Raw genomic sequence first — 12,307 nt, forward strand, 5'->3', positions numbered from 1 at the left:
TTTGATATGAAATGTATAATACTTGAAGATGAATTGCCTGCTCAACTAATTTTAAAAAACTATATAGCAAAGTTTGAACAGTTGGAATTGGTTACCACTTTTCAAACCGCAATTGAAGCTAATTCTTATTTGAAGGAACATACGGTAGATCTTCTTTTTTTAGATATTAACTTACCAGATATTTCCGGGTTAGATTTTATTAAAACAGTTAAAAATCCTCCTAAAATTATCATGACTACGGCATATCCTAATTTTGCCGTTGATAGTTTTGAGCTAGAAACAATTGTTGATTATTTAGTGAAACCTTTTTCCTTAGATCGCTTTTTAAAAGCTATTAGTAAAGCAGAAAAATTTCATGAAGCTGTACAAACTAAAACCCAAGAAGAGTTTGTCTATTTAAACATTGATAAAACCTTACATAAGGTAAAAGTAAGTGATGTTTTATACATTGAGTCAGACAGAAATTATTTGACGTTTTTTACGCTTTCAAAAAAATACTTAATCATTGACTCTTTAAAAAATTGGAAGGGAAAATTGGAGAAGCATAATTTCTTGCAAACCCATAAATCTTTTTTGGTAAATCTTAAAAAGATTGAAAAAATAACTGGGAACTCCCTTCAAATACATGAAGCTAAATTACCTATTGGGAGAACCTATAAGAAAAAATTAATGGCTAGCTTATAAGTTAGCCATTAATTAATAAATTTTATTTCCAGGTATTCTCTGCGTCAGTTCCTCCCCAAATAACACTTGCCAAATAAGGGTTGTCTATAAATGGATTTCTGTTTCCTTGTACCTTCGCTATTTCATTGTTTCGATTCTTTTCAAAATCTGAAATAGGATCATCTGCATTCCATTCTAATAACAAATCTATCATATTACTATCTGCAGAATTTGCGCTTCCTAGTGCTACATTTTTAGGTAAACACTGATTTCCATAACGGATATACATATACATCATCATACGAGCAACATCTCCTTTCCATTCATCTCCTGGGTACCAACCACCAGATGCATCTCCTGCATTTCCAGAACCCGTTGCGAATTTTTTACTTCCTCTATTAGAGTTCATCTTTACATCACTAGGTCTTAAATGGTGTGCATCCGATCCAGGACCTGAACTTCCTAAATTAGGAATTCCTAAAGAACGAGGATAAACATGTTCTCTATTCCAATCTGTACCTTGTGTTCCTCCGTTATCATTTACACCACGACTTCTATCAGTTACATAATTTCCATCAGTATCACTATAACCATATATTAAAAGTACTTTGCTATTATCTGTTGGATCTAGGTCTGATGCTTTTAAAGCATTCCATACTCCAGGTGTATACGATAAGAAATCTGTATGAGAATTGATTGTAATGGTTGCTAACGCTTCTCTTAATGAAGTTCCTGTTTGAGTAAAATCAACGCTGTTATAATAACTTGTTAAATCTGAAGGAATATTAAAACTACCTGTATTTCCACCAGTAGATTTTATAGTTACTGTAATTGTAGCTGTTGCACAAGTATTAGGATTGTCATTATCACAAATTTTATAGGTAAAAGTATCTGTACCTGTAAAATCAGTTTTAGGAACATAAGTAATTGTTTTATCACTATTTAAAGTAACTGTTCCAGACGAACCTGCACTATCTAAAGATGCTACAGTAGCGTCATCTACAATTGTATCATTATCTAAATAATTGCTAATAGTTAATGTTTCATTTTCATTTGTTTCATAACTATCATTAACCGCTACAGGAGTTCCTGCATCTACCACATTTATTGTGATCGTTGCTGTTGCACAAGTACTTGTTGTTATGGTACTACATATTGTATAACTAAAAGTATCAGTTCCAACAAAATTTGCTGCTGGTGTATACTTTAAGTTATCTCCTTCTTTCACAACAGTTCCTCCTTTGTTTGAACTAGCTTCAAAAGTCAATTTTACTTTTCCTTGCGTATAAGTATCATTTGATAAAAAACTAGATAAGACAAATGATTTATTTTCAGTAGCGTCATATGTGTCATTTACAGCTACAACTTTATCTTCTGTCTTTGGTGGAGCTACATCACTATCATTTCCTCCACACCCCATAAAAAAAAGGGTTAACAAACCTAATAAATAAGTTCTCTTCATAATAAAACCTTTAAAAAATACTGCGGATTATACTTTGTCGTGTACCTTAGTCGGAGTATGGTCGTTCCAAAAAGTTAAAATATCGGTTGCTACACTCGCTCCACTTCCTGCTGCAATTGCAAATTGACTTCTCCAACCCGCTAGGGTTCCACATACATATAATCCTTCTTTAATTAAATGGCCAAAGTTACGCAATTGTATCCTATCTTTCATAACATTAGCTCTGCTATGTCTTTCAACGTATTTTTCTAGGCCTGCAATTTCAAAAGGTTTGGCATAATTTAACGCCACTACCACTATTTCTGTGGTATATTCATTCTTGTTTGTGACTACTTTATATCCATCAGTATCATCCAACACCGCAAGCACTTTTTCTTTTTCTATTTGTTCAATATGAGGATACAACTCTGCTAACTGTTCTCTTCCTTGTTGTAAAATATCTTCTCCTTTAGTTCCTTTTGGTAACCCTAAAACATTATTAAACAATGCACTTTGTAGATGAGAAGATTTTTGATGCATAATAATGCCTACTTTTTTTCCTTTAGCATATGCCTTATTTTGGGCTGATCCAATTACTAAAGCACATTGCATTCCAGATACCCCTCCTCCAATTATTAAACAATCATACTTCATATTAAGCAAACAAAATTTTAATATTAGCTGCAAATAATTTTACTGCAATAGCTAATAAGATAACTCCAAATATCTTTTGAATTATTTTTATTCCGTTTGCACCAATAATTCTTTCGATTTTAGACGATGTTTTTAATACTACATAGATTAATACTACGTTTAAAAAAATTGCTACCAAAATATTTTCAAAAGCATATTCTGCTCTTAAAGAAAGTAAAGTTGTTAAACTACCCGGCCCAGCAATTAATGGAAACGCTATAGGGAATACGGATGCATTTAAGGCACTATCTTCATCTTCTTTATATAATGTTATTCCTAAGATCATTTCAAGCGCTATAAAGAATAAAATAAAAGCCCCTGCCACCGCAAATGAATTAACATCGATTCCAATAAAACTAAGTAATCGTTGTCCTAAGAATAAAAACACCACCATGATAACACCTGCTATAATTGATGCTTTTTCTGATTGAATATGACCCACTTTTTTTCTTAAATCTACGATAATAGGAATGTTTCCAATAATATCTATAACGGCAAACAATACCATAAAGGCCGTTACTATTTCTTTTAAATCAAAATTCATGTTCAAATATTTTTCAATTGTAAAATTAGACAAGTAATCTAACAAACTACTATTTTTGCGACTTAAATATACATGAACTTTTTGTAAAGTTTATAACTATCATTTTTTTAAAACATGTTTCAATTAGGTAAAACCATCGTTTCTGAAGATATTATTGAAAAGGATTTTGTTTGTAACTTATCTGCTTGCAAAGGTATTTGTTGTGTAGAGGGTGAAGCTGGTGCTCCTTTAGAAGAAGAAGAAACCAAAATTTTAGAAGATATATATCCTATTGTAAAGCCTTTTTTAAGAGAAGAAGGTATTAAAGCAATAGAAGAACAGGGTACCTGGATTACTAGTGATTTTGGTGAATTAGAAACTCCTTTAGTAAATAATGCTGAATGTGCTTATGTTATTTTTGATGATAAAGGAACTTCTTTGTGTGCTATTGAAGAGGCATATAATAAAGATCTTGTTGATTGGAAAAAACCTATTTCTTGCCATTTATATCCAGTAAGAGTTAATAGTTACAGTGAATTTGCTGCCGTAAATTATCATAAATGGGATATCTGCGACGATGCTTGTTCACTAGGTAGCGAATTACAGATTCCTGTTTTTAAGTTTGTAAAAGAAGCTTTGATTAGAAAGTTTGGACAACATTGGTATGACGAGTTAGAATCAATTTCTGAAAAGAAAAAAAATAAATAAACTAATAAAAAAAGAGAAGCTAATTTAGCTTCTCTTTTTACATACTCTTTCTTTTTAAACTTTACTTAACTGTAAAGCTCCAAACTTGTCCAATAGATTTTGCTCCTGCAGCATCTATTGTGTTTATTTTCCAATAATATGTTTTTCCTGCTTCAACAGTAACATCTAAATTTTGAACTGTTAAATCTGTTGCTTTCTCAGCTGGTGTACTAGTCTCTCCAAAATAAACGTCATACTTCAAAGTACTAGTATCTGAGTCTGAATCTGCACCTTTCCATCTTAATTTAACGGTACCTGCAGCTACATCATCTTTTCCATTTGCAGGTGCGTCAATCTGAGCGCTAAATGGTGCTGCATTTGTAACTCCATCTCCCTTGGTGAAAAAAGCAAAAACAGATGAAACTGGCCCTGCCTCTTGACTATTATCTACCGCAGTAACTGTCCAATAATACGCTTTAGACTTATCTAAAGTTACTGTAATATTTGAAGTTGATGCTGTTTTTGTCATTACAACATTGGTCATGGCCCTATCACTTGCAAACTCTACTTTATAAGAAACAACGTCATTATTATTAGGATCTGTTGCATCCGTCCAATCAAAATCAACAGTATTGTTTATACATAATTGATTGTTTGTTGGTTTTTGAAGTTCAACCCCACTAGGTGGGTCATTCTTTGGAGTACTTCCTCCACCTCCACAAGAAATTAATGTAGAGGTAGCTATTGTTAATAGTACTGTATATATTATATTTTTTCTCATTGTTTTAAAATTTTGATTGGCTCTGAATTCTCTACTCCTAACTTTAAAATGTAAATTCCTGAATTATAATTTTCAAAAGGAATATCTAGTGTATTTCCACTTACTCTAACCGCCTGGTTAAAGATTACTTTTCCTGATAAATCATAAATCATAGTTTCTACTTGATCTCTATTAAAGTTACTTGGTATTAATAACTCTATTTTCGTTGAAATAGGGTTTTTCTTTAAGAAAATACCGTCAATAACCGTTTTGAATGCTCCTTCACAAGCCTTAGCAGTCTTCACTTCTAAAATTCCTCTTTCTGCTACTTGAACATCAAATATCTTTGAATTAAAAGTTCCTACTAGATTACCATTTAAATATACATTATAAGGAGCTGTTCCTTTATTTATATTAATTGTGTATTCTTTTGAAGCTTGTTTCTTAGCTACTCTTAATGAAATTGGCGCAGCCGCATCAACATTAAACTCATAACATTGTGTATAAGACCTACCATCTACAGATACACATACTTCGTAAGCACCAGGGCTTAAGTTTTCAAATACTGTAGTAGTTGCAGATCCTGCGATATTTTTTGTTTCGTTTTTACCTGTTCCATTAAGTGTTACAGTATAATTAACAAATGTCTGCTTAACTGTTACTTCTATTTTTCCATCTTTCTGATCTGCACATGTTTCTGAAGTAACTTTTGTAGTAATATTTGTTTGATCTTCATAACTTGTATCACAAACATCTCCTACACCGTCGTTGTTTCCATCTGCTTGGTCTGCATTCTTAGTATTGATACAGTTATCTACATTATCCATTACACCATCTCCATCAGTATCTTGACAAGCATCTCCTACTCCATTTCCATCAGTGTCTTTTTGATCTGAATTTGCTGTTGTTGGACAGTTATCAACAGTATCTAACACACCATCTCCATCAGTATCCTGACAAGCATCACCTACACCATTTCCATCGCTATCTTTTTGATCAGCATTGGCAGTTGTAGGACAGTTATCTACACCATTTAAAACACCATCTCCATCTAAATCACCATTAGGATCCATACTGAATTTTCCTGAGAAAACTCCTCTACCGTATGTTGCAGCAAATACAACATTATCATCACGTAAGTCTAAATCTAATACAGGAACATTACTCATTCCGTTATATGATTGCGTCCATGTTGGCGCATCTACATCAAAGTTATCAGTCTTCCAAACTCCTAAATCAGTACCAATAATTACTTCTTTAGGGTTTAATGGGTTTTGTAAAATTGACTTTACAGGAATATCTGGTAAGTTTCCTTCTTTATTTTTCCAAGTTGTTCCTCCATCGTTGGTATACCAAACACTCTTTACTCCATAGTTATGGAATGTTACTAAAATTTGATTTTCGTTTACACCAAATTCAATATCAGACATAGACCCTACAAAATCTGGCCCAGTAATTTCTGTCCACGTACTTGTAGCTTCATTAGCCTTTTCTACTTTTAATAATTTTCCATTTTTTAATCCAACGAATAAGTTACTAGATGTTGTAGTATGTGGAGAAATTTTAAGTACTGAAGGCTCTGCTGTCATTAAACCATTTACTAAAATTTCTTTAGTAATAGTTCCTAATAAATCAGCATATCTTCTTATTTGATATTTATTTCCTGATGAATAATTAGAATATAAAATATTTAAATGAGAATCTAACTCTTCTTGGTTAATAAAGTCACCATTACTAGCGTCTTCGTTATTAACTATAATTTTTTGGTTTGTAGCTAAATTCGTTAACTCAATAGACTGATTGTATACATAATTTGCAATATAATATCTATCTGTTCCATCTGTGTCAAAGAAACTTGCTGCTCCATCTCCTCCTGAAACATCTACAGAACTATTAATTCCAGCTTGAGCATCTGCTACATATGGAGTTCCATTATCCTGTGCTCCTGCTAAGAAATAATCTTTTCCATTAAAAGCTGCAGTTGGTCCTACACCAACAGTATAGAACTGTACAGTATTATAGTTTCTATTTCTAGCACTAATTAGTCCACCTCCATTATTTGAAAAGTAAACTCCACCGTCATTACTAAATACCATTCTAGATGATGATGCGAATGCTATACCATGCTGATCTGCGTGTACATATTGCTGGCTAAATCCACCATACCAGTGAGAAATTTGGTTCCAAGAAGTTCCTCCTGTTGTAGATTTAAATAAATCAATTCCTCCAACATAAAGTGTATTCTCATTATTTGGGTCAACTTTTATTAATAAGTCATAAAAAGCTTGTCCTCTTGTAAAGTCATTTGCTGGAATCCCAGTATCTGCATCATTTGGTAATGGTAATTCTGTTATTGTTACAAAACCATCTGTTGTCTTATAAATTTTTACTGGTGATCCAGTAGTACTTGTTTGTGCTAATACATATCCAACAGCGGCATTCGTAGGAGATAATGCAATCTCTGTTCTTACACCATCTGTTACCGTTTGTACTAAATTGAAGGTAGTACCATTGCTAGATTTGAAAATAGCTCCTCCACCATCTCCAAAAGAAAAACTTCTTGTAGTACTTAAGAAAATAGAATTATCTGAAGCTATTTCTAAATTGTTAGGCTCATATTCGTTTCCATTTGTAGTTTTAGGAATACTTAACTTAGTAAAGTTAGTTCCGTCTGTAGACTTATAAACTCCAAAGCTTTTTCCTCCTAATGAAGCTCCTCCAGTATAACCTGCTTCTCCAGCAGCTACAAATACTTCAGAAGTTCCTCCGTTATTTCTAATAACAATATCATTTACGTGTTGAACTCCTGGAACTAATAAAGAGTTTACTGCTCCATCTGCTCCTTTAGTTAAGGTAACATTTACTGTTCCTGAACCTAACGCAGTAATCATAGACTCTCCTGCTGTTTTGGTAGTCATTAAAGAAGGTATGGTAATGGTAGCATCATCTCCTCCCATTGGTATTGGGTTACCTTCAACATTATTAACCATTATAACGGCAATTGCACCACCATCTTGTGCTCTTTTAACCTTATCATCAAAATTACAAGATCCTCTGCGGATTACTGCAATCTTCCCGTTTAAAGCAGCATTATTTACTAACGCTGAACAAGCATCACTTGTAGGTGCTGTATCGTCTTCAACTAAAGCTAAATCACCAGTAACTGGAGAACTTAAGTTACCTCCAAATGCTGTAGCTAATGTTGAAATATAAACTCCAGCAATACTTGCAGGAGAATTAACTGTTACTGTAGAGTTCGGATCTAAGAAAGATTGTCCTGTAACTCCTCCAAATACTCGATTCCAAGTACTTCCTCCATCTGTAGATTTCCATACTCCATCTCCATTTACATCTCCATTTACATAAGATTCACCTGTTCCTACATAAAATGTTTTAGAGTCATTTGGATCAACAACGATACAAGATACTGCTAAATTTTCTGGAATTCCTACACGCTCCCATTTAGAGCTTGCTTCTGAAATTTTAGTGTTTTTCCATAATCCACCACTAACTCCTCCAGCAAAAACTGTTTCGTTAGTTGCGTCATTTGGATCAAAAATTACTGCTCTTGTTCTTCCTCCTACATTATCTGGACCTCTTTCAATCCATGGATTATCAGCTTCACCTGGTACTTTTGAAGCAGCTCTTCTGTTATTTAATTTTTCTTGAAGCTCATAAAGCTTATCTTTATTTGTTCTTCCTGTAGCTGGATTTATTTCACTTAAATACTTTTGCTCAAAAAAGGCATTTGGAGGTAATCCTTGTGCTTTTCTTTGTTTTTTTGGAAGTTCAGCCGTCTTTTGGTACGGGTGATTTTGTAAAAACTCAGCATGTTGCTTTCTGAGTTGTTCTACTTCTGATTCTCCTTTGAATGAGTCTTTTAAAATTAAACCCAATCCTGTAATCAGTAGTAAACCGAAAAAGAGTAGTTTTTTATTCATCGTTCATTTTATTTATAACTTATTTAACAGGTCAATAATGTTTTACCCTACTTTTTAGGAAATCACAAAGCTAATAAATTAATTCTTAGTTATATGACATCTCCTTTTATCTTATTAAACAATCTTATAGCATATCCATCAGAAAGCCCAGCTACATAGCTGCATATTTGCATAATTCTGTCGTACAAATTTTCTTTTTCTTTTTGATATTCTTCGGGTAGTAAATTCAAAACTAAAATATCATAATTAGATGCTTTTCCTTCAAATTTATTATTCAACGCTGTTACAAAAACATCTAGTAGGTCTGCTATGATTTTATACCCTGCTACTTCTTTTTCAACAACTTCCTTGCTTTTGTATATCTTTTTAACGCTTATCTTTATTATGTCGTTGATTTGTGCTTCATACTTACACTTGTCTAATAACCCTTTGTCAAACGTTCCGTCTAAAATTTCGTTTTCATTGGCTAAAAAGATGTCTACTGCTTCGTTTATTAAAACACCAATTGCTAAAGCTCTTAAGTAACTTACTCTATCTTTTTTATGCTCAAGTGAGTGGTACTTTTTACTATCAATTACATCCTTTACCAATTTAATCATATATTCCAACGCATAATCTTCATCGATAAGACCAAGATTAATTCCATCTTCAAAATCAATAATAGTATAGCAAATATCATCAGCTGCTTCTACTAGATATGCTAATGGGTGACGATAGTACGAGATTTTTTCTCTGTCTTTTTTAATAAGTCCCAGATCATTAGTAAGATCTAAAAAAGCCTCTTTTTCACTTTGAAAAAAACCGTATTTCTTATCAGATATATGTTTGGTAGGTTTCTTCGGAAGCGATTCTTTTGGGTATTTTATAAACGCTCCTAAAGTAGCATAGCTCAAACGTAAACCTCCCTCTATTCCATCTCTACTTTCAGTTAAAATTTTGAATCCATTTGCATTTCCTTCAAAATCAATAAGGTCTTGATATTCTAAATCGGTTAATTCTTGTTTGTACTGAAGTCCTTTTCCTGTTTTAAAATATTCTCCAATAGCCTTTTCTCCAGAATGTCCAAAAGGTGGATTCCCAATATCATGCATTACAGAAGCTGCTGCTACAATAGCTCCAAAATCATTAAATGTATATCCTAATTCTTGTAAATGTGGATGACGCTCGAGTAACACTTTCCCTACTCTTCTTCCTAAAGTTCTTCCTACTACCGATACTTCTAAACTATGCGTAAGTCGTGTATGCACAAAGTCGGTTTTTGAAAGTGGAATCACTTGTGTTTTATCTTGTAAACTTCTAAAAGCAGAAGAGAAAATTATTCTATCAAAATCTACTTCAAATCCTAAGCGTGTTTCGTCTTGGTGAATTCGCTCTCTTTTTTGAGTATCTCCATGTCTTTTTAACGACAATAATTGTTCCCAGTTCATCATCTCAAATAAAATTTTGTCGAAAATACGAAAAAGAGCCTTTTAAAGAATTTTAATTTAACCTAAACCTAATCTAAAATCTAGATCCAATTCTACAATTACTTCTGACTTAGTTAAAACAAGTGTTTTTAACCATTCTGTAAAATTTTCTGTTTTATAATGAAGTTTGTCATCTCGAATACTGTAGTATGCTAAAGGCCATTCTCCTTCTTCATTAGCTTCTGAAGTTAACCAACACCAGGCACCTCCATTGGCATCCTCAGTCATTAAAAACAATAATGAATTCGTTTCTATCTCTTTTTCTCCTACTATTTCTATTCGTTCTCCTAAATTACTTCTTAGATTTTTTCGTTGAAAGTTGTCTTTTATACTATCAATTGGCTGCGTATAAATCCAAGTTCCACCATCTCCAAAATATTTTAAAAAAATCTTGTATGACAATGGTAGTTCAAGATCTATTTCTCTCTCAATGTTTTTTACTTCAATATCAGATAATGTAGCTCCAACCTCACTATGTAAATCAGAATCTTCTATTAAAGTAATTATTTGTTGAGTTATTGGGTGCTGATTAAAAAGTGATTCCTTTATTTCATTAATTTTTTTTGCTTTTTCATAGCGATTCTTCATTTTCTTTTTTATCACATCTTCTTCCTTCTTATTATTTTGATTCAAGAACTTCAAACTTATCAAGACTATAAATAATAATATATAAACTCCTTTGAACATAGCATTCAGTTTTTTGTTTTGTCGAAAATACAAAAAAGAGCCTTTTAAAGAGTTTTAATTTAACCTAGTTTAACAAGCAACATTATTTATCCTTTTAATTGTTCCTATACATTTTTAATGCAACTTAAAATCATTAACTAAAAAAGAATACTTTTGCTCCTAATTATAATTTTAACTTATTTATTGACTATGAAAAAAAATTACTTATTATTTATTAGTTTTTGTGTGTTAATCTTCTTTATTTCTTGTTCCGAAGATTCTACTCAAGATAACATACCCGAATCATCTATCGAAAAAATTGATTTATCCTTTGAAAAAATTGAACAAAATACTGCTGTTGTAAAAGTAAATGTTTTTCACACTGGAATTGGATTACCGGTCGTTAGAGTTTTATACAGAAAAACCTCAGAAACTACTTTTAAAGAAATTAACCAAAGTCTACAAAGTAGACCAAATGTTTTTGAAATAAAAGATCTCTCTATTTCAACAAAATATATTATTAAAGTAATTGCTGAAAAAGGTAATGGTGATATTAAAAAAGAAACAGAATTAATTGATTTTAACACTTTATCTATTGACACAAGTCGTTTGAAATACTGGAATAATATTTACCCTAACGAACGCTTTGTTTTAAAGGACTTTAGCGGAAATATAAACCAATTAGACTTTTCAAACACATACTTTAAATGGTCAGATAATGATAGTTTAAAAGTTGAAAAAACAGAAATAGTAGAGTCTAATGGAGATATGTTTATTCGATTTTATATTGACGAATCTAAAGTAAAGAAGTTTTTTACCGAAAAAAATGATAAATCTTTAAGAAAAGTTGATTTCGATATTGTTATTAATATGAATGATATTATTACTACGATTTCACATCAAGAACGTATGTCTTTGTACTCGTATTTTCCTGAAATAAAAAATGTTAGTTATAATATTTCAAGAGAGTGCAGTTCTAATTCTGAAGAAAGTACATTGTCATTACAAGGAGATTTTTGGTTTAAAAAGAATGCTCCAACTGTACTTGCTCATTTAAATCCTGATGATTTAAATGTAAATATTTTTGATAATATTCTTATTTCATTGCATAAAAAAGAGGGTAATGTGTTTTTAAGTTCCTTTACAAAGGATGAGATAATAACTAGTTTTAACCCTAATAGTTGCGGACCTTCCTTTTATCTTACACAACAATCGGATTATTATAACGCTTTTCATCAAACAACTAGCATTGGGGTATTTTTAGGCTACAAGCTAGAGCCAAATACCACATACATCGTTAAACTTCAAATAAAGAAAGACGGTATAATTTACGAAGCTAATTCTTTCGAATTCACAACTAACTAAGCAATTAATTTTAAAGAAAAAAGAGAAGTCTTTCGACTTCTCTTAATTGCATTTAGTTGGCTATTATAATTAAGTTCCTCCTTTATTAAGGAATATTAATTC

At 31.9% G+C, this 12,307-nt stretch carries 10 protein-coding genes; 3 read left to right on the forward strand and 7 right to left on the reverse strand.

Going from position 1 to position 12,307, the window contains the following annotated elements; translation table 11 throughout:
* The first annotated feature begins 6 nt into the window (after positions 1–6).
* A complete protein-coding gene (locus tag Q0873_RS07560; RefSeq protein ID WP_299105623.1) occupies positions 7–684 on the forward strand; it encodes a LytTR family DNA-binding domain-containing protein in 678 nt (225 codons plus the stop codon).
* 22 nt (positions 685–706) lie between these two features.
* Here Q0873_RS07560 and Q0873_RS07565 read toward each other — a convergent pair whose 3' ends face one another.
* From Q0873_RS07565 to Q0873_RS07575, 3 genes are read right to left on the reverse strand one after another with little or no spacing between them, the layout of a single operon-like run.
* The gene (locus tag Q0873_RS07565; RefSeq protein ID WP_299105626.1) at positions 707–2,125 is read right to left on the reverse strand and encodes an endonuclease; all 1,419 of its coding nucleotides are present in this window, start codon (positions 2,123–2,125) and stop codon (positions 707–709) included.
* A gap of 27 nt (positions 2,126–2,152) precedes the next feature.
* Positions 2,153–2,758, reverse strand: a complete 606-nt coding sequence (locus tag Q0873_RS07570) for an NAD(P)/FAD-dependent oxidoreductase (protein WP_299105629.1) — start codon at positions 2,756–2,758, stop codon at positions 2,153–2,155.
* Position 2,759: 1 nt separating this feature from the next.
* Positions 2,760–3,341: a MarC family protein gene (locus tag Q0873_RS07575; RefSeq protein ID WP_299105631.1), complete on the reverse strand. Its 582-nt coding sequence runs from the start codon at positions 3,339–3,341 to the stop codon at positions 2,760–2,762.
* A 114-nt stretch (positions 3,342–3,455) separates the two neighbouring features.
* Here Q0873_RS07575 and Q0873_RS07580 point away from each other — a divergent pair, with 114 nt between their 5' ends.
* Positions 3,456–4,028 (forward strand): DUF3109 family protein, encoded by a 573-nt coding sequence (locus tag Q0873_RS07580; protein ID WP_299105633.1) that lies wholly within the window; start codon positions 3,456–3,458, stop codon positions 4,026–4,028.
* Between the two features lie 61 nt (positions 4,029–4,089).
* Here Q0873_RS07580 and Q0873_RS07585 read toward each other — a convergent pair whose 3' ends face one another.
* From Q0873_RS07585 to Q0873_RS07600, 4 genes are all read right to left on the reverse strand, one after another.
* Positions 4,090–4,788, reverse strand: coding sequence for a hypothetical protein (locus Q0873_RS07585; protein ID WP_299105635.1), 699 nt, complete (start codon positions 4,786–4,788; stop codon positions 4,090–4,092).
* Complete coding sequence (locus Q0873_RS07590) at positions 4,785–8,708, reverse strand: thrombospondin type 3 repeat-containing protein (RefSeq protein ID WP_299105637.1); 3,924 nt, start codon at positions 8,706–8,708, stop codon at positions 4,785–4,787. Before Q0873_RS07590 ends, Q0873_RS07585 begins: the two co-directional genes overlap by 4 nt.
* 89 nt (positions 8,709–8,797) lie before the next feature.
* A complete protein-coding gene (locus tag Q0873_RS07595; protein WP_299105945.1) occupies positions 8,798–10,135 on the reverse strand; it encodes a deoxyguanosinetriphosphate triphosphohydrolase in 1,338 nt (445 codons plus the stop codon).
* 57 nt (positions 10,136–10,192) lie between these two features.
* Positions 10,193–10,807, reverse strand: coding sequence for an SMI1/KNR4 family protein (locus Q0873_RS07600; RefSeq protein ID WP_299105640.1), 615 nt, complete (start codon positions 10,805–10,807; stop codon positions 10,193–10,195).
* 243 nt (positions 10,808–11,050) lie between these two features.
* Here Q0873_RS07600 and Q0873_RS07605 point away from each other — a divergent pair, with 243 nt between their 5' ends.
* Positions 11,051–12,205 (forward strand): hypothetical protein, encoded by a 1,155-nt coding sequence (locus Q0873_RS07605; protein ID WP_299105642.1) that lies wholly within the window; start codon positions 11,051–11,053, stop codon positions 12,203–12,205.
* The last annotated feature ends 102 nt before the right edge of the window (positions 12,206–12,307 follow it).

It is taken from the genome of uncultured Tenacibaculum sp., assembly GCF_947498805.1.
Classification (GTDB): Bacteria; Bacteroidota; Bacteroidia; order Flavobacteriales; family Flavobacteriaceae; genus Polaribacter.

Excerpts from the sequence above, each read along its gene's own strand:
- Q0873_RS07560 (WP_299105623.1), top strand. The coding sequence starts at position 7 with ATGAAATGTATAATACTTGAAGATGAATTGCCTGCTCAACTAATTTTA.
- Q0873_RS07565 (WP_299105626.1), bottom strand. The coding sequence starts at position 2,125 with ATGAAGAGAACTTATTTATTAGGTTTGTTAACCCTTTTTTTTATGGGG.
- Q0873_RS07570 (WP_299105629.1), bottom strand. The coding sequence starts at position 2,758 with ATGAAGTATGATTGTTTAATAATTGGAGGAGGGGTATCTGGAATGCAA.
- Q0873_RS07575 (WP_299105631.1), bottom strand. The coding sequence starts at position 3,341 with ATGAATTTTGATTTAAAAGAAATAGTAACGGCCTTTATGGTATTGTTT.
- Q0873_RS07580 (WP_299105633.1), top strand. The coding sequence starts at position 3,456 with ATGTTTCAATTAGGTAAAACCATCGTTTCTGAAGATATTATTGAAAAG.
- Q0873_RS07585 (WP_299105635.1), bottom strand. The coding sequence starts at position 4,788 with ATGAGAAAAAATATAATATATACAGTACTATTAACAATAGCTACCTCT.
- Q0873_RS07590 (WP_299105637.1), bottom strand. The coding sequence starts at position 8,708 with ATGAATAAAAAACTACTCTTTTTCGGTTTACTACTGATTACAGGATTG.
- Q0873_RS07595 (WP_299105945.1), bottom strand. The coding sequence starts at position 10,135 with ATGAACTGGGAACAATTATTGTCGTTAAAAAGACATGGAGATACTCAA.
- Q0873_RS07605 (WP_299105642.1), top strand. The coding sequence starts at position 11,051 with ATGAAAAAAAATTACTTATTATTTATTAGTTTTTGTGTGTTAATCTTC.